Origin of the sequence: Herbiconiux liangxiaofengii, from assembly GCF_041927335.1 — a bacterium.
Classification (GTDB): Bacteria; Actinomycetota; Actinomycetes; order Actinomycetales; family Microbacteriaceae; genus Herbiconiux; species Herbiconiux liangxiaofengii.
The window spans coordinates 53,371-77,558 of sequence record NZ_JBHFHD010000011.1 but is presented as its reverse complement, the minus strand read 5'-3'; the positions used below and the strand labels follow the sequence as shown (position 1 = coordinate 77,558).

The window sequence follows — 24,188 nt, the reverse complement described above, 5'->3', positions numbered from 1 at the left end:
ACGGCCGTGCCCACACGATCCAAGCCCGTTCGGGGGGTGCTGGATCAGCCCCGCTACTCGGCGGCGCGGACGGCGGATTCAGCCGCCGTGACGTCGTCGCGGAGGGCGCGGAGCGCCGTGCGGAGGGCGCGCTCGGAGTCGAGCCCGCGGGCCTTCGCCGCCGCCACGATTCCGAGCAGCTGCTCCCCGAGCTCGTCCTCGGTCTCCGACTCGTCGACCACGTCGACGGCCGGGCCCGACGCCACCCGAACCACGCCCGCCTTCGCCGCCTTGCCGAGCAGCTTGTCGGCCAGGGCGAGCGCCGGCATGCCGAGCGGCACCCCGTCGAGAACACTCGTGCGGGAGGGTTTCTCGGTGGCCTTGAACGCGTCCCAGGCGTTCTCCACGTCACCCGCGGTGGCCAGGTCGAGGTCGCCGAACACGTGCGGATGGCGGCCCACCATCTTGGCCGTCATGTGCGCCGCCACGTCGTTCAGGTCGAAGTCCTCCCCCGGCGTCTGCGACGCGATGTCGGCGTGGAAGACCACCTGGTAGAGCACGTCGCCGAGTTCCTCGATCAGCTCCTCGCGCGAGCCCGCCTCGATGGCGTCGACCAGTTCGTGGGTCTCCTCCACGAGGTACTGCACGAGCGAGGCGTGGGTCTGCTCCGCGTCCCACGGGCAGCCGCCGGGCGCCCTCAGCAGCGCCGTGACTGCAACCAGACGCTCGAGCTCGGTACGGGCATCCGGAATCTGGGCCATGCGACGAGCCTAGACGGCTGCCTTCGCGGGCGCGAAGATCGCGTCGAGCAGCTGTGCCACCCACGCGATCAGCTCCGCATCGGCCAGCACCGCCCCGTCGACCACCGGCAGCGGCACCGTGACCGCGTTGGTCTGGCTGAAGTACTTCGACCCGGGGTACATGCGCTGCAGTCGCACCTGCAGGCTGTCGGCCAGGTCGGCCGGCGCCACCCTGAGGTTCGACCCCATGGTCACCACCTCGCTGAGCCCCGCCTTCTGGGCCTGGCGGCGAAGGCGCGACACCGCGATGAGGTTGGAGACCTCGGCGGGCGGCTGGCCGTAGCGGTCGGTGAGCTCGTCGATCACCCGGTCGATCGAGTCGTCGGAAGCGGCCGGCGCCGAGGCCGTGGAGAGCTTCTGGTAGGCCTCGAGCCGCAGCCGCTCGCTGTCGACGTAGTCCTCGGGCACGTGCGCATCCACCGGCAGCTCGAGCCGCAGCTCGGTCTGGCCCTCCGCCACGTCGCCGCGGAAGGCCGACACCGCCTCGCCGATCATGCGCAGGTACAGGTCGAACCCCACGCCGGCGATGTGGCCGGCCTGCTCGCCGCCGAGCAGGTTGCCGGCGCCACGGATCTCGAGGTCTTTCAGCGCCACCTGGATGCCGGAACCGAGCTCGTTGTTGGCCGCCAGGGTGGAGAGGCGGTCGTTCGCGGTCTCGGAGAGGGGCTTGTTCTCGTCGAACAGCAGGTACGCGTAGGCGCGCTCGCGCCCACGACCCACGCGCCCGCGCAGCTGGTGCAGCTGCGAGAGTCCGTACTTGTCGGCGCGGTCGACGATGAGGGTGTTCGCGTTGGCGATGTCGATTCCGGTCTCGATGATGGTGGTCGACACCAGCACGTCGAACTTGCGCTCCCAGAAGTCGACGATCACCTGTTCGAGCACGTGCTCGTTCATCTGCCCGTGCGCCACCGCCACCCGCGCCTCGGGCACGAGCTCGGCGAGCTGCGCCGCCACGCGGTTGATCGACGACACCCGGTTGTGCACGAAGAACACCTGGCCCTCGCGCAGCAGTTCGCGACGGATGGCGGCTGCCACCTGCTTGTCGGAGTACGGCCCCACGAACGTGAGAATGGGATGCCGGTCCTCCGGCGGCGTGGCCAGCGTCGACATCTCGCGGATGCCCGTGACCGCCATCTCCAGGGTTCGCGGAATGGGTGTCGCGCTCATGGCGAGGATGTCGACGTTGGTCTTGAGCTTCTTGAGCTGGTCTTTGTGCTCGACGCCGAAGCGCTGCTCCTCATCGATGATGAGCAGCCCCAGGTCTTTGAACACGATGTTGTCGCTCAGGATGCGGTGGGTCGCGATGACGATGTCGACCGTGCCGTCGGCGAGGCCCGCGATGGTCTCCTTCATCTCCTTGTCGGTCTGGAACCGGCTGAGAGCCTTGAGGTGCACCGGGAACCCGGCGAACCGTTCGGCGAAGGTCTCCATGTGCTGACGCACCAGCAGCGTGGTGGGCACCAGCATCGCCACCTGTTTGCCATCCTGAACCGCTTTGAAGGCGGCCCGGATGGCGATCTCGGTCTTGCCGAAGCCCACGTCGCCCGACAGCAGGCGGTCCATCGGGATGGGCCGCTCCATGTCGGCCTTCACCTCGTCGATCACCGTGAGCTGGTCGGGGGTCTCCTGGAACGGGAAGGACTCCTCCAGTTCGTGCTGCCAGGGGGTGTCGGGCCCGAAGGCGTGCCCCTTCGAGGCCATGCGCGCCGAGTAGAGCTTCACGAGCTCCACCGCGATGTCGCGCACGGCCTTGCGCGCCTTGCCCTTGGCGGCCGCCCAGTCGGAACCGCCCATCTTGCTCAGGTTCGGCGCCTCGCCGCCGACGTAGCGGCTCAGCAGGTCGAGCTGGTCGGTGGGCACATAGAGCTTGTCGCCCGGGTAGCCGCGTTTGGAGGGCGCGTACTCGATCACGAGGTACTCGCGGGTGGTCTTCACCGCGTTGCGGCCGCCGCTGGAGACCTCGCGCTGGGTGAGCTCGAGGAACTTGCCGATGCCGTGCGTCTGATGCACCACGAAGTCGCCGGCCTTGAGCTGCAGCGGGTCGACCACGTTCTTGCGGCGGCTCGCGAGCTTCTTCACCTGGCGGGTCTCGTAGCCCGCGGTCCGACCGTAGAACTCCGTCTCGCCGATCAGCGCGAGCTTCAGCTCCGGCACCTCGAAGCCGTGCTCCACCGCGGCGCGCACGAGATAGGCGATACCCGCCTCGGGCTCCGCCGGGAAGTCGTCGACCACCCGGGCCGGCACCTCGCGTTCGGCGAGCACGTCGGCGGCGCGCTCGACCAGCCCTTGGCCCTTCGCGGCGACCGCCACGGTCCAACCCGCGGCGAGCCGCTCGGCGACGTGCGCGATGGCACCGTCGGCGTTGCCCTGGAAGCTCGGCACCCCGTCGGCCTGCAGGCGGATGGTGAGGTGCTCCTCGAGCTCGCGGTGCTCGGGCAGGATGTCGTCGGCGGCGGGGCCCTGCTGGAACTCGCTCAGCGTCCACCACGGGCGGCCGGTTCCGGCGGCGTGCCGCAGGTCGTTCAAGGTGATGAACTCCCCCGACGCCAGGTCGATCGGGGCCTCGGCGCCGGCGGTCGCCGCCGTCCACGCCGCCGCCAGGAACTCGCGGTTCGTCTCCGACAGGTTCACCGCGCGCGTCGCCACCCGCTCCGGCGACACCACCGCCACGGCAGCCCCGGCCGGCAGGTAGTGGGCGACGGTGACCAGCTCGTCGAGCAGCGCAGGAGCGAGCGACTCCATGCCCTCCACCGGGATGCCGGCGGCGATCTTCTCCAGCATGCCCGCGAGGCTCGGGAACTCGTGCTGCATCTCACGGGCGCGCTGGCGCACCCCGTCGCTCAGCAGCAGCTCGCGGCTCGGCGGCAGGTCGACGTCGCCCACCGCATCCGGCAACGACCGCTGGTCGGCCACCGAGAACGCGCGGATCTCGTCGACCTCGTCGCCGAAGAAGTCGACCCGGTAGGGGTGCTCGGCGATGGGCGGGAACACGTCGAGGATCCCGCCGCGCACCGCGTACTCGCCGCGCCGGGTGACCATGTCGACCCGCGAGTAGGCGAGCTCCACCAGCTGCAGCGACAGGGCCGAGAGGTCGAACCCGCGGGCGCCCTTGGCGAGGTGCACGGGTTCGAGCTCGGTGAGGTTCGAGGCGATCGGCTGCAGGGCGGCGCGAACGGATGCGACCGCCACGAGCGGTCGGCGCGTGCTCTCGTCGGCCGCCCCCCAGGCGCGCAACCGTCGCAGCGCGTCGATGCGCTTCCCGACGATCTCGGCACTGGGGCTCAGCCGCTCGTGCGGCAGCGTCTCCCACGCGGGGAACTCGACGATCTCGGCCTCGGGCAGGAAGCTCGCGAGCGACTCGCGCAGCTTCTCCGACTCCCGGCCGGTGGCGGTGACCACGAGCATCGCGGCGGGCAGCCCGCGCTCGATGCGGCGATCCATCATGGCTGCGAGGAACGGTGCGCGAAGGCCCTCGGTGAGCGAGAAGTCGCTGTCACGCCCGCCGTTGACCAGGGCCTTCTCGACGGTGGAGGCGCGTGAGAGCGCATCGACAAAGCCCTTGAGGATCATTGAACTCATTTTACGCGCCGCCGCCGACACCCGGGAGTGCGCGCCGTCAGGCGCTCGTGTGGAACTTGAGCTGGGCGGCGGTGAGGCCGCTGCCGGCGATGAGTTCCACCGCGTCGGCGGCATCCGCCACCAGGATCGGCAGGGTCTGGCGTTCGGCGGCGGTGAAGTTCTGCAGCACGAAGTCGGCCGCCTGCATGCGGCCGGGCGGGCGCCCGATGCCCACGCGCACGCGCACGAAGTCGGCGCTGCCGGTGGCCGCGATGATGTCGCGCAGGCCGTTGTGGCCGCCGTGACCGCCGCCCTGCTTGAGCTTGATGGTGTCGAACGGGATGTCGAGCTCGTCGTGCACCACGATGAGCTGCTCGGGGGTGAGCCCGTAGAACTTCAGCAGCGCGTTCACCGGGCCGCCCGACACGTTCATGTACGTGTTCGGGTTCGCGACGACGAAACGCGGGCCACCGGGGACGACACGTCCTTCGGCGACCCGCGCATTCGACTTGTGGTTCTTGAACGTGGAGCGCATCCGCCCGGCCAGTTCGGCCGTGACCATCTGCCCCACGTTGTGACGGTTCGCCGCGTAGCCGGGCCCGGGGTTGCCGAGCCCGACCACGAGGCGCAGATCGGAGTCAGTCACTCGATCGACCGTCGTCTGTTCGTCAGAGCCGTGTGGGGCGGTCTTACTCGGCGTCGGCGGGAGCCGGGCTGACCGACTCGGCCTCGCCCTCGCCCTCGGCGGGCTCGTCGTCGGTCTCCTCGACCGGGATCGAGACCACGACGACCGGAACCTCTTCGTCGGTGATGAGCGTGGAACCCTCGGGCAGCTGGATGTCGCCGGCACGCACGACGGTGCCGTCTTCGAGGCCCTCGACCGACACCGAGACGCTCTCGGGGATGCTCGTGGCGAGCACCTCGAGCAGCACGGTCTGCGAGTCCTGCGTGGCGATGGTGCCGGGAGCCGGCTCGCCCTCGACGTGCACGTTCACCTCGACCTGCACCTTCTCACCCTTGCGGATGACGATGAGGTCGATGTGCTCGATGACCTGCAGCACGGGGTCTTTCTGCACGTCTTTCACCAGGGCGAGCGACTCGACGCCGTCGATGGTGAGCTCGAGCACCTGGTTCGACTTACGCAGGATGAGCGCGGTCTGGTGGCCGGGCAGTGTGATGTGCTGCGGTTCGGTGCCGTGACCGTAGATGACGGCCGGGATGCGGCCGGCGGCGCGGGTGCGGCGGGCGAAGCCCTTGCCGAACTGGGTGCGGGTCTCTGCGGTGACCTTGGTGTCGTCAGCCATGGTGATGCTCCTTCGTGTGCGAGCTCTGGGCCCGCCTCGTGTGTCAGTGATTCAACTCGACCGCGTGAAGCGAGAGGAAAGACGTATTAGGCCCAGTCCACCGCGTCGATAACGGATGCTCGCGGTTGCGTGCGCATCCCTCGCCGAAGTTCAATTGCCCAGCCTAGCGCATCCGCTCTACTACGCTGGAAGGGTTCACTTTCTTGTGAGGAGAAGCCCGAATGTCGTCAGCTGGAACCGCCAATATCGGAGTCGTCGGGATGGCGGTGATGGGCTCGAACCTGGCCCGTAACCTCGCCAGCCGTGAGGGCAACACCGTGGCCGTGTACAACCGCTCGCCCGAGCGCACCCGCAAGCTCGTCGCCGAGCATCCCGAAGCCTGCTTCGTGGCCTCGGAGTCGGTCGACGACTTCGTGGCGTCGCTCGCCAAGCCCCGCACCGCCATCATCATGGTGCAGGCCGGCGCCGGCACGGATGCGGTCATCTCCGAACTCGCCCAGCGCTTCGAGCCCGGCGACATCATCGTCGACGGCGGCAACGCCAACTTCCACGACACCATCCGCCGCGAGAAGGACGTGTCGGCCACCGGCATCCACTTCGTGGGCACCGGCATCTCGGGCGGCGAGGAGGGCGCGCTGAAGGGCCCGTCGATCATGCCCGGCGGAACCGTGGAGGCCTACAAGACCCTCGGGCCCATCCTGTCGTCGATCGCCGCGGTGGCGGAGGGTGAGCCCTGCGTGACCCACATCGGCACCGACGGCGCCGGCCACTTCGTGAAGATGGTGCACAACGGCATCGAGTACGCCGACATGCAGCTCATCGCGGAGGCCTACGACCTGCTGCGCACCATCACCAAGCGCTCCCCCGCCGAGCTGGCCGAGGTGTTCGAGGCCTGGAACTCGGGCGACCTGGAGTCGTACCTGATCGAGATCACGGCCGAGATCCTGAAGCAGGTCGACGCCTCGACCGGCAAGCCCTTCGTCGACATCGTGCTCGACGAGGCCGGCGCCAAGGGCACCGGTGCGTGGACGGTTCAGAACGCCCTCGACCTCGGCGTGCCGGTCGGGGGGATCGCCGAGGCCGTGTTCGCCCGCTCGGTGTCGTCCAAGCCCGAGCAGCGCGCCGCCGTGCAGGCCACCATCACCTCGCGGCCCTCGGTGGTGGAGGTGGACGTCGACAGCTTCGCCGACGACATCCGCGCCGCCCTCTACGCGTCGAAGGTGGTCGCGTACGCGCAGGGCTTCGACGAGATCATCGCCGGTGCCGCCCAGTACGGCTGGGAGATCGACAAGGGCGCGGTGGCGAAGATCTGGCGCGCGGGCTGCATCATCCGCGCGCAGTTCCTGAACCGCATCGTGGAGGCCTACGAGAACAACCCCGGTCTCGCCACGCTGCTGGAGGACCCGTACTTCGCCTCGGCTGTGGCGACGGGCGAAGCGGCCTGGCGCCGGGTGGTGTCGACGGCGGCACTCTCGGGCGTTCCGGTTCCCGGGTTCGGTGCGGCGCTGTCGTACTACGACTCGCTCGCCTCGAAGCGGCTGCCGGCCGCTCTGGTGCAGGGTCAGCGCGACTTCTTCGGCGCGCACACCTACAAGCGGGTCGACCGCGAGGGCACGTTCCACACGCTGTGGTCGGGCGACCGCACCGAGATCGAGAGCGCGCCCTCGACGCACTAGCTCGCGGACTTCCTCGAACGTCGCCGTGACCTCTGCCCCATCGGGCGGGGTTGCGGCGACGTTCGTCGTTGTCCGCCGGGCGGCGGCTCAGGCGGGTTCGGAGGGGCCGACGCGCTGGCCGACCACGGCCGAGACGCCGTCCTGGCGCATCGAGACGCCGTAGAGCGCGTCGGCGATCTCCATCGTGCGCTTCTGGTGGGTGATGACGATGAGCTGGCTGGTCTGGCGCAGGTCGTCGAAGATGGTCAGCAGTCGGCCGAGGTTGGCGTCGTCGAGGGCCGCCTCCACCTCGTCCATGATGTAGAACGGGCTGGGGCGGGCCTTGAAGATGGCGATCAGGAGCGCCACGGCCGCCAGTGACCGCTCGCCACCCGAGAGCAGCGACAGCCGCTCGATCTTCTTGCCGGCCGGCCGCACGCTCACCTCGATGCCGGTGGTGAGCAGGTTCGCCGGGTCGGTGAGCGAGATCGACCCCGTACCGCCCGGGAAGAGCACGGGGAACACCTTCGCGAAGGCCTCGCGGGTGTCGTCGAAGGCGCTCTCGAAAATGGTCTGCATGCGCTCGTCGATCTCCTCGATGATCGTGAGCAGGTCTTTGCGGGTGTTGGTGAGGTCGGTGAGTTGCTCGGTGAGGAAGCCGTGACGCTGCTCGAGCGCGGCGAACTCCTCCAGGGCGAGCGGGTTCACCCGGCCGAGCTCGGCGAGCTTGCGTTCGGCCTTCGCCAGGCGCTGCTGCTGCTCGGCACGCACGAACGGCACACCGCGGGGCTCGTCATCTTCGGGCTCCGCGCCCTCCTCGCTCTCCTGCCCGTCGCTCTCCTGCCCCTCGCGACTCGTCCCGAATTCGGCCGAATCTGGCGATTCCGGCCCGTTTCGGGACGAGTCGCGGGGGTCGGGGATGAGCTGGTCGGGGCCGTACTCCGCCACCAGCACATCTTCGACGAGGCCGAGCTCGGAGCCCGCCCGTTCGAGCAGGCTCGACAGGTGCAGCTTCTTCTCGTAGATCTGCAGCTCGAGCCCGTGCACGTTCTCGGTGATGGCCTGAAGGCGCTGGCGGAGCCCGGCCTCGTCGCGCCGGAGCGCCACCAGCTCCTCGTTCTGCTCGGCACGCTCGGCCTCGCGCTGCGCCAGCAGCACCTTCGCCTCGGTCACCGACCGGTCGGCCGACGCGAGCACGGCGGGCAGCGATTCGGCCACGTCGGTCGCCGCGGCGATCTGCCGGCGACGGATGACGGCGCGCCGCGCCGCAGCCTCGGCCGCCGCCCGATCGGCTTCGAGCTGCTTCTCGAGCGCCGCCGTGCGCGCCTGCTCGGCCCGCACGCGCTCGCGGGCGGTCTCCACTCCGAGTCGCGCCTCGACCTCGCGGTCACGCGCGGCCTCGAGCTCGGCGAGCAACCCGTCGCGCGAACTCACGTCCAGCACCGGACGCGGCCGCTCCCGAACGGCGTCGAGCTCGCGTCGCGCCCGATCGGCGGCCTGCTCGGCCTCGGTCACCGACTGCGTGGCCGCCACGAGCGCCTTCTGGAGTCGTTCCAACTCGCCCGACCCCGCCTCCACCTGGGCGCGCAGGCGCCCCAACTGCTCGGTGCGGGCGGCCAGCCGGGAGTCGTGCTCGCGCAGAGCCGCCAGCGCCGCCTGGGACTGCTCCTTCGCCACCTGGGCGATCCCGCGCTGCTCGGCGAGGGCGAACCGGGCCCGCTCCACGCCCGACGTCTCCTCGTCGAGCAGTACGGCCGCCGTGTCGCGCTCGGCCACCAGCTCGATCCGCGAGCGCGTGGCGCCCGATCCCCCGCGCAGCACGTACCGGGTGAGCACCTCGCCCTGCCTGGTCACCAGGGTGAGGCCGGCGGATGCGCCGTGCCCGTCGGTCTCGATGCCCGCCCAGGCGCGGCGTGCGGCCTCCAGGTCGTCGGCGATCCAGGTGGCGGCGAGCACCCCGAGCACACCGGCCGGAGCGGTGACGACGTCGGCGGCGGGCGTGACGCCGGAGGCGCCGGCCAACCCGGTGGGACGGGCATCCGGAACCGGGGTCGACGGAGGGTTGGCGATGATCAGCTCCACCCGCCCGAGATCGCCCTCGGCGGCCGTCTGTGCGGCGCGGACGGCGGCGTCGACGTCGTCGGCGAGCACGGCGTCGGCGAGGCTGCCGAGCGCCGCCGCGACGGCCGCCTCGAAACCGGGCCGCACCTTCACGTGCTCGGCCACCAGCCCCTGGACGCCGTCGAGCCGGGCGGCCACGAGGTCGGCCGAGCCGTCTTTCTGGTCGAGCGCCATCGTGAGGGCACTGGTGCGGGCAGCGAGGGCGTCGCGCTCCCGCTCGTGGGTGTGCAGTTCGTCGCGCAGGCGCTCGATCTCGGCCTCGGCCTCGAACACGGCGGCCTGGGCGAACTCGTAGGCCTCGTCGAGGTCGGTCTCGTCGATCTGCACCTCGGCGGCCTGCGCCTCGGCGCGGGCGAACTCCGCCTGCGCCGCATCGCGCCGGGCCGCCGCCGCATCGAGCGCGTTCTGCTGCCGCAGCACCTCACCGCGCACCGCGGCGAGCCGGGAGTTGGCCGACTCGAGCTGCCCGGTGAGCTTGGACAGCTCGAGGTCGTGCTTGGACACCAGCGAGCTCTGGAAGGCGATCTGCTCGTCGAGGGCGTCGAGCGAGCCGCGGGCCCGCTGCGTGGCGGTCTTGGCGGCCTCCCAGGCGGCCTGCGCCCCGGCCACCTCGCCCTGCAGACGCACCACCTCGTCGCGGGAGTCGGCCACCATGCCGGGGGTGACGCTCGGCCCCGCATCCGGAACCGCGTCTTCACCGCCGAGCAGCGCGAGTCGCTGGGTGGCCAGGTTGTAGAGGTTGCGCAGGCGCTCCTGCACCGACTCGAGACCGAAGGCGGTGCGCCGGGCGAGATCGACGGCGTCGCCCACCTGGGCCTGCTCGATGCGCGTGATGCGCAGCTGGTTCTGCTCGAGCCGTTCCTGCAGCACGATGCGCTCGGAGTGCCGCTCGTTCTCGCTGCGGGCCGCGGCGTCGAGGGCGGTGCGCAGGGCCACCACCTCGTCGGCCAGCAGGCGCGCCTTGGCGTCGCGCACGATGGCGGCGATCGACTGGGCCTCCTTGGCGATCTCGGCCTGGCGCCCCAGCGGCTTGAGCTGCCGCCGGATCTCGCCGGCCAGGTCGGAGAGCCGGGTGAGGTTGGCCTGCATGGCCTCGAGCTTGCGCTGCGTCTTCTCTTTGCGACGACGGTGCTTCAGGATGCCCGCGGCCTCTTCGATGAAACCGCGCCGGCCCTCGGGAGTCGCGTGCAGCACCGCATCCAGCTGGCCCTGGCCCACGATGACGTGCATCTCGCGGCCGAGACCGGAGTCGCTCAGCAGTTCCTGCACGTCCAGCAGACGGCAGGCGTCGCCGTTGATGGCGTACTCGCTGCCGCCGTTGCGGAACAGGGTGCGCCGGATGGTGACCTCGGAGTACTCGATGGGCAGCGCGCCGTCGGCGTTGTCGATGGTGAGGGTGACCTCGGCGCGGCCGAGCGGGCCCTTGGTGGAGGTGCCGGCGAAGATGACGTCGTCCATCTTGCCGCCGCGGAGGGTCTTGGCCCCCTGCTCGCCCATCACCCACGCGAGCGCGTCGACCACGTTCGACTTGCCCGAACCGTTCGGGCCCACCACCGCCGTGACGCCCGTCTCGAAGGCGAAGGTGGTGGGGTTGGCGAAGCTCTTGAAGCCCTTGAGGGTCAAGCTCTTCAGGTGCACGGGCGGCCTTCCATCGGTGGGATGACCCTACGGTACCGAATGGGGGGCGGTGGGGCGGGGTGGCGCGCTCGCGGGGGGCCGCGGGTGTCGGCGGGGCGCCTCGCGGGTCGGGGGGCGCTTCGCGGATCCGGGCGGGCGCTTCGCCGGTCAGCGGGCGCTTCGCCGCTCAGCGGGCGCTGAGGATGCAGAACTCGTTGCCCTCGGGGTCGGCGAGCACCACCCAGGTCACGTCCTGCTGACCCACCTCGGTGCGGGTGGCGCCGAGCGCCTCGAGCCGGGCGACCTCGGCGGCCTGGTCGTCGGGCACGAAGTCGAAGTGCAGCCGGTTCTTCACCGTCTTGGCCTCCGGCACGTGCAGGAACAACAGGCTCGGATGCGACTGGCCGTCGGGGGCGATCTCGTACTCGGGGTCGTCATCCGTGTCGTCGCTGGCGAACGTGAGCTCCCAGCCCAGGGCCTCCTGCCACCAGGCGGCGAGCGCCTTCGGATCGGATGCATCGACGACGATCTGTTCGAATCTGAGTGCCATGCCGGTCAGGCTACGCCAGCAGCGCGGTCGACGGCAGGGGTGGCGGTGAGCACTTTCTGCAGGCAGATGACGAGCGGTTCGTCCTTCCAATAGCCGTAGCAGTCGATGCGCTGCCAGCCCGCACTCGTGTACAGGGCCACCGCCTCGGGCTGCCGCTGGCCCACCTCCAGTTTCAGGATGCGCGTGCCGCGTTCGGCGGCGAGGTTCTCCACAGCGGCGAGCAGCCGGCGCGCGACGCCCCGGCCACGGGCGGTCTCGCGCACGTACATGCGCTTGATCTCGGCCGCGCCGGTCTCGGAGGGGTGCTCGCTCTGACCCAGAGGGCTGAGGGCGACGCACCCGAGCGGGGTGGGAGGGGCGGGATCCTCGGCGCCGTGCACGCGGTCGTGCTCGCTGTCGTGCACGCGGTCGTGCGCGCGTTCCTCGTCGGGGCCGACGTCCTCGGCCACGTAGGCCGGCAGGCCGCCGGGCACGTCGGGGCCCGGATCGTCGCTGCTGTACCGTCTCATGACCTCGCGCACCTGTTCGCTCGCGAGAACCCGGAACACGGGGTCATCCGTCGTGGTCAGTCGCAGGCGGATCGGCATGCGCAAGATCCTGCCACGCGGCCCGGTCGTGGGGGCATGACCCGCGACCGGGTAGCGAAACCCGCGCGGGGAGCACGTTCTGCGCTCCACCGTGGACGACAGGGTGCGTGCGAGACGCACGTAGGCTGGAGGGATGACGCTGCCCGCCCTCGTGTCGCCCGGCGCCGAGCTCACCCGCGCCGAGCTCGTGCGCTACGCCCGCCAGATCTCGCTCCCGCACGTGGGCATCGACGGCCAACGCCGGCTCAAGGATGCCCGGGTGCTCGTGCTGGGCGCCGGCGGGCTCGGCTCCCCCGTGCTGCAGTACCTCGCCGCGGCGGGAGTGGGCACCATCGGCATCGCCGACCACGACACGGTGGAGGTGTCGAACCTGCAGCGGCAGACGATCCACCCGGATGCGCGGGTGGGCGACCGCAAGGTGGCGTCGGCGGCCGCGTCGGTGCGGGCCCTGAACCCCTTGGTCGACGTGGTCGAGCACGACGAGGAGGTCACGCCGGCCACGGTGCTGGAACTCGTGTCGGAGTACGATGTGGTGGTCGACGGCACCGACAACTTCGAGGTGCAGTACGTGGTCGACGCCGCGTGCGCCCTCGTGGGCAAACCGCTCGTGTGGGGCTCGGTGCTGCGGTTCGACGGGCAGGTGACCGTGTTCTGGGCGACCGCGCCCGACGGCTTCGACCGCACCCTCGACGACCTCTACCCCGAACAGCCCGACGCCGACGCCGGAGAGACCTGCTCGGTGGCGGGCGTGCTCGGACCGGTGTGCGCAGCGATCGGTGCCGTGATGGCAACCGAGACCCTCAAACTGATCGGCGGCTACGGCCAGCCCCTGCTCGGCCGGATGGTCGTGCACGACGCCCTCGACGCATCCTGGCGCGAGGTGGCCTTCGGGAAAGCCGCCAACCGCGACACCCCAGGCGGCCGGCGCACCCGGGGGGCCGCGAACATCGGCGAACCGTACAGCTACACCAACCAGGGGTCGGGGTCGAACGGCCCAGGCACCGCCCTCTTCGAAAGGCAGGCCTCCGTGGCTTCTTCTCCTGACCAGGATTCCTCTGTGCCCTCCGTGACGGCCCCCGAGCTCGCGTCGATGCTGGAGGCCCGCACCCGGGGCGAGGCCGACTTCGTGCTGGTCGACGTGCGCGAGCCGCACGAGCACCAGCTCGTGTCGATCGACGGGGCGCAACTCGTTCCGCTCGGGCAGATCCTCAGCGACCAGGCCCGCGAGATCCTCCCGCCCGAGGAGAAGATCGTGCTGCACTGCCACCACGACGCCCGGTCGCAGCGCGCCGCCGCCCTGCTGCGGGCCAACGGCTACACCGATGTCACGTTCGTGCAGGGCGGCATCGACGCCTGGTCGCGCGAGGTCGACCCTGAGGCGCCGCGGTACTGAGTTGTTTTGTTCGCCGCCGCCTCTGCGGCGAACCTCGCGGTGAGGTTCTCGGCTCCTCATGTTCTGGCCGCTCACACGCGGATCGCGCCGTCACGCCGCCGCGCTCCGCTCGATCAAGGGGGGTCGCCGCCGCACCTTTGGGGATCCGGGGATGCGCATCCTCGCGACTTGTCCCGAATGGGTCGGAGGCGCGGCGTTTTGGGGCGATTTAGGACGAGTCGCGGGGGGGGGGGGCGGGACGGGGGGTCAGCCGCCGGCGAAGGGCGGGAGGACGTCGAGGGTGTCGCCGGGCACGAGCGGGGTTCGAGGGTCGGTGGTGGCACGGCCGTTGTGCAGGAACGAGCAGCGGGCGAAGACCGCTGCGGTCGCCGCGGCATCCGGAGCCCCGCCGGCCACCCGGGTGAGCAGGTCGCCGATGGTGCCGGCGTCGTCGCGGCGCTCCTCGGACAGGCCGACGGCTGCCTTCGCCGCAGCGAAGTACCTCACAGTGATCACGCGTCAGCCTCCGATGGCGCTCATGGGGCGGTCGGGCTGCGCGAACCCGACCGAGTTCATCTCGTGGCCGGCCGGCTTCGCCCACATCGCACCACGCCAGAGATCGGCGAGTTCGCGGTCGTCGGCTCCCGCGCGGAGCGGGCCCAGCAAGTCGGTCTCGGTGTGGGAGAACAGGCAGCTGCGCACGGCGCCCTCGGCGGTGAGCCGGGTGCGGCGGCAGTCGGAGCAGAACGGTTCGCTCACGGAAGCGATGATGCCGACAAGCCCGAGCATCCGCCCCTCGGGGCCCGCTGATCGCTCTCGCACCTGGAACAGTTCGGCCGGAGCGCCGTCGCGCGGGGCGTCGTCGGGCGTCAGCAGGTAGCGAACGCCCAGGCGCTGCCGGATGCCGTCGGCCGTGATCATCGCATCGCGCGACCAGGTGTGATCGGCGTCGAGCGCCATCTGCTCGATGAATCGCAGCTGATGCCCGCCCGCGAGGGCCCACTCCAGCAGCTCGACGGCCTGGTCGTCGTTGATTCCCGGCATGAGCACTGCGTTGATCTTCGTCGACACCAGCCCCGCCGCGCCCACGGCGTCGATTCCGGCCAGCACCCGGCTGAGGAACGGCCGGCGGGTGATCTTCGCGAAGGTCTCCGGCTCGATGGAGTCCAGCGACACGTTGATGCGGGTGAGCCCCGCCTCGGCGAGCGCCTCGGCCCGGCTCGAGAGCCCGATGGCGTTCGTGGTGAGTGAGATCTCGGGGCGCGGTTCGAGGCCGGCTACCGCGCGCACGATCTCGACGAGGTCTTTGCGCAGCAACGGCTCGCCGCCGGTGAACCGCACCTGCCGTACGCCGAAGTCGGTGACGGCGATGCGCGCGAAGCGCGTGATCTCCTCCAGCGACATCAGCGCGGGCGGAGGGAGGAACGGCAGCCCCTCGGCCGGCATGCAGTACGTGCAGCGCAGGTTGCAGCGGTCGGTGAGGGAGATGCGGAGGTCGGTGGCCGAGCGCCCGTAGCGGTCGATCAACCCGGATGCGTCGGGCCGGTCTGACGGCAGGACGACCGGGCCGCGCTCGGCCCGAGCCGCATCCGTCGGCGACGAACCTGCCGGGCGCGCGGGGCCCGTGCGGATGAGCTTCGCGCTCGGAATGCCCAGGGCCACGGTCATCGCTCCAGCCTAAGCGCTCCGGATGCCCGTGAGGCTGGTCCCCGGAGAACCAGGGCGGCACTCCCGGCTGCCACCGCCGATGGCCTCTCGACCCGCGTCTCCGGCCGGCCCGCTGCGCGGGGGACGGGGCCGCCCGCCACCCGCGTGATCGCTCGGTCGTCGGGGTGTGTGGAAGGGGACATGAATGGTGTTCGGTGCCGAGGCGGGCATCGGCGGGCCTGTTCGGCTCTACGCCGAGCACGGCCGGCGGGCGCCTCACGCTCACCCGCCGGGAGGTGCGCAGTTCGGAACCATCCGGGCGGCGGGACCGGCTGCACGGGCTCCTCTCGGCAGAGCACACGACGCCGACCGACCTGGCGTTCGGGACGAGCGTCGGGAGCGGGCGGGAGGTCGGGTGGGGCACACTGGGGAGATGCGAACGATCGAGCAGCACCGGCGCGAGATCACCGGGCTCCTGGCCGAGGTCGGAGCCGGGCTGGGGAGCGAGACGCTCTCGGTCGATGCGGCGGGGATCGCCGCGCATCCGGAGCTCTACGCGAACCGGGTACTGGCCGCCGACCTGGTCGCCCCGACCAGTCTGCCCGGGTTCGACAACTCGCAGATGGACGGCTACGCCGTGCTCGCGGCCGATCTCGCGGGCGCCGCATCCGATGCGCCCGTGAGCCTGAGCGTCGCCGACCGCATCGCGGCGGGTGACCCGTTCGGCAGCCATACCCCGAGAACGGCCACGCCCATCATGACCGGCGCCGCGCTTCCCTCCGGCGCCGATGCCGTCGTTCAGATCGAGAAGGCCGACCCTCCCGTGTTCCCGCCGGACGACGTCGTGGCGGCCTCGGGAGGCGACCCCGGAACCGTGCGCCCGCGCCCCGTGGTGTCGTTCGCCGAACCGGTCGCGGCCGGCACCTTCGTGCGTCGGGCCGGTAGCGATGTCGCGGCCGGAGAGGTGCTGCTCACCGCGGGCACGATGCTGGGTGCCGCGCAGTACGGCGTGCTCTCGGGTGCCGGGGCCATCGAGGTCACGGTGCGGCGCCGCCTGCGGGTGCTGCTCGTGTCGACCGGGCACGAGATCCGCGAGCCCGGTTCGGCGCTCGAGCCCGGGCAGATCTTCGACGCGAACTCGACCGCGCTCACGGTGGCTCTGCTGTCGATCGGATGCGCCGTCACACCGCGGCCGTGCCGCTCCGACGACGCGAGCGACCTGCTCGCCCTCCTCTCCGGCGAGGCCGAGGAGCACGACGTGGTGGTGACGGTCGGCGGCGTGAGTGCAGGAGCGCGCGAGGTGGTTCGCGATGCGCTCGGGCCCCTCGGCGTCGACTTCATGAAGGTGGCGATGCAACCCGGTGGCCCGCAGGGGTTCGGGTTGGCAGAGCTGGCGGTGGACGCCACTGGCGCTGCCGTCAGTCGGCCCGTGATCTGCCTGCCCGGCAATCCGGTGAGCGCCCTCGTCTCGTTCGAAGCCTTCCTGCGACCAGCGCTGCTTGCGGCGAGTGGAGCGTCGAAGACCCTTCGCGAGAACCGTCGCGGACGCGCCGCCGTGGGCTTCGACTCGCCCCCCGGCCATCATCAGCTGCGTCGCGGTCGGGTCGACGACGACGGAGTGCTGGAGCTGGTCGGGGGCGCCTCGAGCCACCTGCTGCACTCCTATGCGCAGTCGAGCGTGCTCGTGCACGTCGGGTTGGGCACGGCCTCGGTGGCCCCGGGCGACGAACTGGACTACTGGAGGATCGATGGCTGACGGTTCCGCACTCACGCATGTCACCCCCGACGGCGCCGCCCACATGGTGGACGTGTCGGACAAGGCGGTGACCAAACGGGTGGCGAGCGCCCAGGCGGTGGTGCACACCCGACCCGACGTGATCGCGTTGCTGGCCTCGGGGTCGCTGCCCAAGGGCGAACCGCTCGCCGTCGCGCGGGTGGCCGGGATCATGGCGGCCAAGCAGACGTCGAATCTCATTCCGCTGTGCCATCCGCTGCCCATCGCCGGGGTGAGCGTGGAGTTCGAGATCGCCGAGTCGAGCGTGCGCATCACGACCTCGGTGAAGACCACCGGCGTCACGGGGGTGGAGATGGAGGCGCTGACCGCCGCCTCGGTGGCGGCGCTGACGGTGTACGACATGATCAAGGCGGTCGACAGGGGCGCCCGGGTCACCGACATCGAGGTGCTGGCGAAGTCGGGCGGCCAGAGCGGCGATTGGAGCCGAGGATGAACGGACACACGGAACGCGCCGGCGCTGACCCGCATCGGACGGCCCACGTCGTGGTGGCCTCGAACCGCGCCTCGGCCGGGGTGTACGAGGACACGACCGGACCGGTGATCTCGGCGTGGCTGCAGGAACGCGGGTGGACCGCATCCGTCGCCGTGGTGCCCGACGGGCCCCCGGTGGGCGAGGAGTTGCGGGCCGCGATCGAACGCGGCGACGACCTGGTGGTGACGACGGGCGGCACCGGAGCCTCCCCCACCGACAGGACCCCCGAGCAGACCCGTGCCGTGCTCGACTTCGAGGTACCCGGCATCGCCGAGGAGATCAGGCGGATCGGTGCCCCGCACACCCCGAAGGCCGTGCTCTCGCGCGGGCTCGCCGGAGTGGCCGGCACGACCGTGGTCGTGAACCTCCCCGGGTCTCGGGGAGGCGTACGCGACGGGCTCTCGGTGCTGGACGGGGTGCTCGTTCATCTCGTCGATCAGATCCATGGAGGAGATCATGCCCGGAGCGACTGACATTCCCTCAGTTTCGCGGAACGAGGCCGTCGATCGGGTGCGCGTGGCGCGCATCGCCGCGGATCCGATCGCCCTGGAGGAGTGCTCCGCAGCGGTCGAGCACGCCACCGCCGGGGCCGTCGTGACGTTCGCGGGCGTGGTGCGCGACCACGACGAGGGGCGCGGGGTGACCGCTCTGAGTTACACGGCGCATCCCTCGGCCGCCGACGCGATCCGAGCCTCGGCCGAGCGCATCGCCGCCGCGCACCCCGAAGTGATGGTGGCGATCGTGCATCGCACCGGCGATCTCGTGGTCGGCGACCTCGCGCTCGCCTGCGCGGTCTCGGCCGCCCATCGGGGGGATGCGTTCGCCGCCTGCGCGGCTCTCGTGGACGACGTGAAGCAGACCGTGCCGATCTGGAAGGAGCAGCGCTTCGACGACGGCAGCACGGAATGGGTGGCCTCGCTCGGCTGAACCGGTCTGGTTCTGCACAATCTCCCGGGTAACGAATTCCTCCCCAGAAACCGCGTCTGTTACATCTCAGACACATAGCTGGGGTTCACTGAGTTCTGCAGCAGCACCGAACGGAGCACCACGTGGATCTCAACACCGTCACCGCCATCACCCCGGCCCGCGACCGCGCCGACCTCGCCCTCCTGGGTGCCGGCGTCGCTCCGCTCGCCGGGGGTTCGTGGCTGTTCTCCGAGCGGCAAGACCACCTCACCGCCCTGGTCGACCTGATGACCATGAATTGGCCGTCGTTCGTGCTCTCAGACGAGGGGCTCGAGGTGGCCGCCACCTGCACACTGGCCGAGCTGGCAGAACTGCCGGATGCGGGATGGCCGGCTCATCCGCTGCTGTTCCAGTGCTGCACGGCACTGCTGGGCTCGTTCAAGGTCTGGAACACGGCCACCGTGGGCGGCAACATCTGCGCCTCGCTCCCGGCCGGGCCGATGACCTCGCTCTTCTCCTCGCTGGACGCCGAGGCGCTCGTCTGGCGTGCCGACGGGAGCGACGAGCGGATGCCCGTGGCCTCCTTCCTGACGGGCAACACGGCCAACGCGCTCGGCGACGGCGACGTTCTGCGGTCGCTGCACGTGCCGCTGTCGTCTCTCCGGGCGCGAACGGCCTACCGCAAGATCGCGCTGTCGCCGATCGGTCGTTCGGGCTCGGTGGTCGTGGGCCGTCTCGACCCCGACGGCCGCTTCGTCGTCACGGTGACGGGTGCCACCGCGCATCCCGAACAGCTGCGCTTCGACGAGCTGCCCGATGCCGAATCGCTCGCGCAGGCGATGGGCGACATCGGGAGCTGGTTCACCGACCCGCACGGTGCGGCCGACTGGCGTCGCGCGGTCTCGGGGCTGCTGGCCGAAGAGGTGCGGGTCGAGCTCGGTCTGCCGCCGGGTGAGGCGCCGCAGAGCGACTACACCACCACCCGCGCTGCGGCGACCGAGGGAGACGCGCGATGAGATTCGTCATGAACGGCCGGCAGCACGAGGCCGAGCCGGCACCGGGGCAGAGCCTGCGCACCTTCATCCGCGATCAGGGGCACTTCGAGGTGAAGAAGGGCTGCGACTCGGGCGACTGCGGAGCGTGCTCGGTGATCGTCGACGGCACACCCGTGCACTCCTGCGTGTACCCGGCCTACCGGGCCGAAGACCGGGTCGTCACCACCGTGGCCGGGCTCGGCGACCCCGACGACCTGAGTGCGATGCAGCAGAGCTTCGTCGACCATGCGGGCTTCCAGTGCGGCTTCTGCACGGCGGGCATGGTGGTGACGGCCACCACACTGAAGCCCGAACAGCTCGACGACCTGCCCCGGCTGATGAAAGGCAACCTGTGCCGCTGCACGGGGTACCGCGCCGTGGAAGACGCCATCCGCGCCGGGGTCTGTGCGTCGGCCGGGCACGCTCATCCGCCGGCCGAGGGCCGCGTGATCACCACGAAGTCGGCTCGGCGTGGCCTCGACACGGTTCCGGATGCCGGAGCACGCGCCGAGGCAGCCCCCGAGACGGCGTCGACCGCCGAGACCGCGTCAACGACCGAGACCGCGTCAACGGCCGAGACGATCGGCGGCGAGCCGCAGGGCAGCATCCCGACCCCGGCCACCGTGGGCACCTCGGTCGGTGCGCCCGCCGGGCGGCGGATCGTGACCGGCCGGGAGGAATACACCCTCGACGTCGCCGTTCCCGGGGTGAAGCACCTGAAGCTCCTGCAGAGCCCGCACGCGCACGCCCGCATCCTGTCGATGGACGTGACCGCGGCGGAGGCGCTCCCCGGGGTGCACGCGGTGCTCACCGCGGCCGACGCGCCCGACACGCTGTACTCCACGGGGCGCCACCAGTTCCGCACCGACGATCCCGACGACACGCGTCTGTTCGACACGGTGGTGCGTTACCGCGGCCAGCGCATCGCGGCGGTAGTGGCCGACAGCATCGCCATCGCCGAGGAGGCCTGCCGGCTGATCGAGGTCGAGTACGAGCTGCTGCCCGCGGTCTTCGATCCCGAGGAGGCCCGACAGCCCGGTGCGCCTCTCATCCACGGCGACCTCTCCCCCGCCCAGTCCCGGGTGGCCGAGCCCGAGCGCAACGTGATCGCGTCGGTGCACAGCGAGATCGGCTCGGTGGCGGCAGCCGTGGCCACCGCCTCGGCCCACGTCACGGGCACCTGGCAGACCCATCGGGTCTCGCACGCCGCGCTCGAGACCCACGGGTCGGTGGCCTGGCTCGACGACGACGGCCGGCTGGTGGTGCGCACCAGCTCGCAGGTGCCGTTCCTGGTGCGCGACGAACTGGCGCACGTGTTCGGGCTCGACCCGGAGCGCGTGCGCGTGTTCACGGCTCGCGTCGGCGGCGGTTTCGGCGGCAAGCAGGAGATCCTCACCGAAGACGTCGTGACGCTCGCGGTGTTGAAGACCGGGCTGCCCGTGCAGTTCGAGTTCACCCGCAACGACGAATTCACCATCGCTCCCTGCCGGCACCCGATGCGGGTCTCGGTCGAGCTCGCGGCCGACGCCGACGGAACTCTCACGGCTCTCGCCGTCGACGTGCTGAGCGACACCGGGGCCTACGGCAACCACGGCCCCGGAGTGATGTTCCACAGCGTGGGCGAGACGGTGAGCCTCTACACGGCTGCCAACAAGAAGGTGGATGCCGAGGTCGTCTACACGAACAACATCCCTTCCGGCGCCTTCCGCGGGTACGGCCTCGGCCAGGTCTCGTTCGCCATCGAGTCGGCGATGGACGAGCTGGCCCGCGAGCTGGGCATGACGCCCTTCGAGCTGCGGCGCAAGAACGTGGTGCGCCCCGGCCAGCCTCTCGAGGCCTCGCACGTCGAGGGCGACGACCTCGTGTTCGGCAGCTACGGTCTCGACCAGTGCCTCGACCTGGTCGAGGAGGCGCTGGCGCGGGGCAACGGAAGCCCGGCGCCCACCGGCCCGGAGTGGACGACCGGCACGGGCGTGGCTGCGGCCATGATCGCCACGATGCCTCCGCGGGGCCACTTCTCGACGGTGAGCGTGAGTCTCGAGTCCGACGGCCGCTACCGGGCCGCCGTCGGTACGGCGGAGTTCGGCAACGGCACAACCACCGTCCACACCCAGATCGCCTCGAGCGTGCTCGGCACCTCGGTCGACCGGGTGCGCATCACGCAGTCCGACACGGATGCGACCGGCTACGACACGGGCGCGTTCGGCTCTGCGGGGAGCGTCGTCGCCGGAAAAGCACTGCATTCGGCGGCCACCTCGTTGAAGGCGGCCATCCTCCGCACGGCCTCAGAGATCGCCGGGGAGTGGAGCGAGGGGCACCTCGAGGCCGACGGCGTGCGGATCGGCGAGCGTTTCGTGCCGCTCACCGAGGTGGCGGCACGGGCGGGCGGCACCATCACGGCCACCGGGAGCGAAGACGGAGCGAAACGCTCGATCGCCTTCAACGTGCACGGGTTCGCGGTGGCCGTGAACTCGGCCACCGGCGAGGTGCGGCTGCTCCAGTCGGTGCATGCGGCCGACGCCGGGTTCGTCCTGAATCCGGCCCAGCTACGCGGCCAGATCGAGGGCGGAGTGGCGCAGGCCATCGGCTCGGCGCTCTACGAGGAGATGCTGCTGAAGGAGGGTCTGGTGACGACGCAGGTCTTCCGCAGCTACCATCTGCCTCAGCTCGCCGATGTGCCGCCCACGGAGGTGCACTTCGCCCAGACGGAGGACACGGTGGGTCCGTTCGGGGCGAAGTCGATGAGCGAGGCGCCCTACAACCCGGTGGCGCCGGCACTGGCCAACGCGGTGCGCGATGCCATCGGGCTGCGGCCCTACGTGCTGCCGATCTCCCGCGACCGGGTCTGGAGGATGCTGAACGCCTGAAGGCGCTGACTGCCTCAGTGCCTGAGTGCCGAGCCGCCCGAACGCACGGGTGTCCGCGCACGTTTCGCGACGTCCGCGCTGCCTGTGGGCCAGGACGGCGGGATCCGTGCGTCAGCGCCCACGCCGAAGTCCCGACGGGTGCTGGCCCCCGTGCGGCGACGTCAGACTGGCGGGCGGAGTGCCGTCGAGGCGGCCGCGCCGATTGCTGCGGCGACGTCAGGCTGGCCGGCGGAGTGCCGTCGAGGCGGCCGCGCCGATTGCTGCGGCGACTCGGTCGAGGGCGCTGGTGCGCAGTTGCCACTGCTGCCAGAACAGCGGCACGTCGATGCCCTCGCCCGGTGCCAGCTCGACCAGGTCGGGGGTGCGCTGGAGGTCGGGAACCATGCCCCAGCCGTACCCCGACCGCACCGCCTCGACGAACTCCCCCGAAGCCGGAACGTATTGCCGAGGCGGATCGAACCGCTCGCCGCCGGGGAGTGAGCGCAAGAAGCGGTGCTGCAGCTCGTCGCGCCGGTCGAACACCACCACCGGTGCTGTGGCGAAGCCCTCGGAACGGTCGGAACCGGAGCCCGGGAACCAGGTGCGGGCGAAGGACTCGCTCGCGTGCGGCCGGTACCGCATGGCTCCGAGCAGCGTCGACGAGCACCCCTGCACCGGCACGGCCTCGGCGGTGACGGCGGCCATCACGGCGCCGTCACGCAGCAGCTCGGTGGTGTGGCCCTCGTCTTCGCGCAGGAACTCGAACGCCAGCTCGCCCGCGAGCGGCGCCAGGGCGGGCAGCAACCAGGTGGCCAGCGAATCCGCGTTCACCGCCAACGGCATGCGCACGAGACCCTCGGCGCCCAGCTCTCCGGCGACGTCGGCCGACAACGCCTCCAACTGTCGCGCGAGGCGCAGCACCGAGCGGCCGGACTCCGTGGGCCGCACCGGCCGGCTGCGCTTGAGCAGCACCCGCCCCACGTCGGTCTCCAGAGCCTTGATGCGCTGGCTGACAGCCGACGGCGTGACCGACAGCGCCCGGGCAGCCGCGTCGAAGGTGCCCTCGTCGACGGCGGCGCGGAGCGCTTGAAGGTGGGCCGGGTCGAGGATCATGATTAGCGATGCTAATGCACCGTGAGAATCATTAGCTGGGCCGATGCTCGCGTGCTGTCTAGGGTCGAAGTCATGACCGCATCCGTCGACCCTCTCGCCGTGTTCGCCGGCCTCGGCTTCGGTCTGTCGTTGATCGTCGCCATCGGCGCCCAGAACGCCTTCGTTCTGCGTCAGGGGCTGCTGCGCCGTCACGTGGGAGCGGTGGTCGCGGTGTGCGCGATCTCCGACATCGTGCTGATCGCGCTCGGCATCGGGGGCCTGGGGGCGGTGTTCCAGCAGGCGCCGGTGCTGATGACGGTGGCGCGGATCGGGGGTGCGGCCTTCCTCGTCGTGTACGGCGCGCTCGCCGCGCGGCGGGCGATCCGGCCGGGCGCTCTGGTCGCGTCGGCGCCAGAACCCGGCACCGCGAGCAGCCCCGGCACCCCGCACATTCCCGCTGCCGAGAGCAGCCCCGACGCCCCGAGCAGCCCCGGCACCTCCCACGGCCCACGTGGCGCCCGCCTCGCCGGATCCCTCACGGCGGCCGTCACGACGTGCCTCGCCCTGACCTGGCTGAACCCGCACGTCTACCTCGACACGGTGGTGCTGCTCGGCTCGGTGGCCAACTCGCACGGCGACTCGCGGTGGATCTTCGGCGCCGGCGCAGCCCTCGGCAGCGTGCTGTGGTTCACCGCCCTCGGCTACGGGGCGCGGCTGCTGCAGCCGGTGTTCGCCCGCCCGATGGCGTGGCGGGTGCTCGACGGAGTGATCGCAGCCGTGATGATCGCGATCGCCGTGACCCTGCTGATCGGCCTCTGAGCCGACGCGCACCGACGGGCACCGAGGCGCACCG

Annotated in this window: 19 protein-coding genes; 9 read left to right on the top strand and 10 right to left on the bottom strand. The window is 71.1% G+C overall.

From position 1 onward, the window contains the following. Positions 1–53: 53 nt before the first annotated feature. From ACEXOR_RS12425 to ACEXOR_RS12410, 4 genes are read right to left on the bottom strand one after another with little or no spacing between them, the layout of a single operon-like run. Entirely contained in the window at positions 54–740 is a 687-nt protein-coding gene (locus ACEXOR_RS12425) for a nucleoside triphosphate pyrophosphohydrolase (protein WP_374849976.1), read from the bottom strand. 9 nt (positions 741–749) lie between these two features. Next, positions 750–4,349 carry a transcription-repair coupling factor gene (mfd, locus tag ACEXOR_RS12420; protein WP_374849975.1) on the bottom strand — a complete coding sequence of 1,200 codons (3,600 nt, stop codon included), beginning with the start codon at positions 4,347–4,349 and terminating at the stop codon, positions 750–752. Between the two features lie 46 nt (positions 4,350–4,395). Beyond that, positions 4,396–4,983 carry an aminoacyl-tRNA hydrolase gene (pth, locus tag ACEXOR_RS12415; protein ID WP_374849974.1) on the bottom strand — a complete coding sequence of 196 codons (588 nt, stop codon included), beginning with the start codon at positions 4,981–4,983 and terminating at the stop codon, positions 4,396–4,398. A gap of 43 nt (positions 4,984–5,026) precedes the next feature. Then, complete coding sequence (locus ACEXOR_RS12410; protein ID WP_374849972.1) at positions 5,027–5,641, bottom strand: 50S ribosomal protein L25/general stress protein Ctc; 615 nt, start codon at positions 5,639–5,641, stop codon at positions 5,027–5,029. A 221-nt stretch (positions 5,642–5,862) separates the two neighbouring features. On the opposite strand from ACEXOR_RS12410, the gene gnd reads away from it, so the two are divergent. Further along, positions 5,863–7,317 carry an NADP-dependent phosphogluconate dehydrogenase gene (gene gnd, locus ACEXOR_RS12405; protein ID WP_374849971.1) on the top strand — a complete coding sequence of 485 codons (1,455 nt, stop codon included), beginning with the start codon at positions 5,863–5,865 and terminating at the stop codon, positions 7,315–7,317. A gap of 87 nt (positions 7,318–7,404) precedes the next feature. Here gnd and smc read toward each other — a convergent pair whose 3' ends face one another. From smc to ACEXOR_RS12390, 3 genes are all read right to left on the bottom strand, one after another. Continuing rightward, complete coding sequence (smc, locus tag ACEXOR_RS12400; protein ID WP_374849970.1) at positions 7,405–11,055, bottom strand: chromosome segregation protein SMC; 3,651 nt, start codon at positions 11,053–11,055, stop codon at positions 7,405–7,407. Between the two features lie 166 nt (positions 11,056–11,221). Further along, positions 11,222–11,584 carry a VOC family protein gene (locus tag ACEXOR_RS12395; RefSeq protein WP_374849969.1) on the bottom strand — a complete coding sequence of 121 codons (363 nt, stop codon included), beginning with the start codon at positions 11,582–11,584 and terminating at the stop codon, positions 11,222–11,224. 5 nt (positions 11,585–11,589) lie between these two features. Beyond that, the gene (locus ACEXOR_RS12390) at positions 11,590–12,171 is read right to left on the bottom strand and encodes a GNAT family N-acetyltransferase (RefSeq protein WP_374849968.1); all 582 of its coding nucleotides are present in this window, start codon (positions 12,169–12,171) and stop codon (positions 11,590–11,592) included. A 133-nt stretch (positions 12,172–12,304) separates the two neighbouring features. On the opposite strand from ACEXOR_RS12390, the gene moeB reads away from it, so the two are divergent. Continuing rightward, positions 12,305–13,564, top strand: coding sequence for a molybdopterin-synthase adenylyltransferase MoeB (gene moeB / locus ACEXOR_RS12385; protein ID WP_374849967.1), 1,260 nt, complete (start codon positions 12,305–12,307; stop codon positions 13,562–13,564). Between the two features lie 246 nt (positions 13,565–13,810). Here the strand turns inward: moeB and ACEXOR_RS12380 are convergent, their stop codons facing one another. Then, entirely contained in the window at positions 13,811–14,059 is a 249-nt protein-coding gene (locus tag ACEXOR_RS12380; protein WP_374849966.1) for a MoaD/ThiS family protein, read from the bottom strand. 3 nt (positions 14,060–14,062) lie between these two features. Then, positions 14,063–15,211, bottom strand: coding sequence for a GTP 3',8-cyclase MoaA (moaA, locus tag ACEXOR_RS12375; RefSeq protein ID WP_374849964.1), 1,149 nt, complete (start codon positions 15,209–15,211; stop codon positions 14,063–14,065). 412 nt (positions 15,212–15,623) lie between these two features. Here moaA and ACEXOR_RS12370 point away from each other — a divergent pair, with 412 nt between their 5' ends. The 6 genes from ACEXOR_RS12370 to ACEXOR_RS12345 all read left to right on the top strand — a co-directional run bounded on the left by ACEXOR_RS12370 (position 15,624) and on the right by ACEXOR_RS12345 (position 22,264). After that, positions 15,624–16,946 carry a molybdopterin molybdotransferase MoeA gene (locus ACEXOR_RS12370; RefSeq protein WP_374849963.1) on the top strand — a complete coding sequence of 441 codons (1,323 nt, stop codon included), beginning with the start codon at positions 15,624–15,626 and terminating at the stop codon, positions 16,944–16,946. Continuing rightward, positions 16,939–17,418: a cyclic pyranopterin monophosphate synthase MoaC gene (moaC, locus tag ACEXOR_RS12365; RefSeq protein ID WP_374849962.1), complete on the top strand. Its 480-nt coding sequence runs from the start codon at positions 16,939–16,941 to the stop codon at positions 17,416–17,418. Before ACEXOR_RS12370 ends, moaC begins: the two co-directional genes overlap by 8 nt. Then, positions 17,415–17,930 (top strand): MogA/MoaB family molybdenum cofactor biosynthesis protein, encoded by a 516-nt coding sequence (locus ACEXOR_RS12360; protein ID WP_374849961.1) that lies wholly within the window; start codon positions 17,415–17,417, stop codon positions 17,928–17,930. The genes moaC and ACEXOR_RS12360 overlap by 4 nt, the downstream gene beginning before the upstream one ends. Next, a complete protein-coding gene (locus tag ACEXOR_RS12355) occupies positions 17,914–18,384 on the top strand; it encodes a molybdenum cofactor biosynthesis protein MoaE (RefSeq protein WP_374849960.1) in 471 nt (156 codons plus the stop codon). The genes ACEXOR_RS12360 and ACEXOR_RS12355 overlap by 17 nt, the downstream gene beginning before the upstream one ends. Before the next feature lie 122 nt (positions 18,385–18,506). Then, positions 18,507–19,379: an FAD binding domain-containing protein gene (locus tag ACEXOR_RS12350; protein WP_374849958.1), complete on the top strand. Its 873-nt coding sequence runs from the start codon at positions 18,507–18,509 to the stop codon at positions 19,377–19,379. Further along, entirely contained in the window at positions 19,376–22,264 is a 2,889-nt protein-coding gene (locus tag ACEXOR_RS12345) for a molybdopterin-dependent oxidoreductase (protein WP_374849957.1), read from the top strand. The genes ACEXOR_RS12350 and ACEXOR_RS12345 overlap by 4 nt, the downstream gene beginning before the upstream one ends. Before the next feature lie 216 nt (positions 22,265–22,480). Here ACEXOR_RS12345 and ACEXOR_RS12340 read toward each other — a convergent pair whose 3' ends face one another. Next, entirely contained in the window at positions 22,481–23,356 is an 876-nt protein-coding gene (locus tag ACEXOR_RS12340; protein WP_374849956.1) for a LysR family transcriptional regulator ArgP, read from the bottom strand. Between the two features lie 72 nt (positions 23,357–23,428). Between ACEXOR_RS12340 and ACEXOR_RS12335 the strand changes: the two genes are divergently transcribed. Next, entirely contained in the window at positions 23,429–24,154 is a 726-nt protein-coding gene (locus tag ACEXOR_RS12335; RefSeq protein WP_374849955.1) for a LysE/ArgO family amino acid transporter, read from the top strand. The last annotated feature ends 34 nt before the right edge of the window (positions 24,155–24,188 follow it).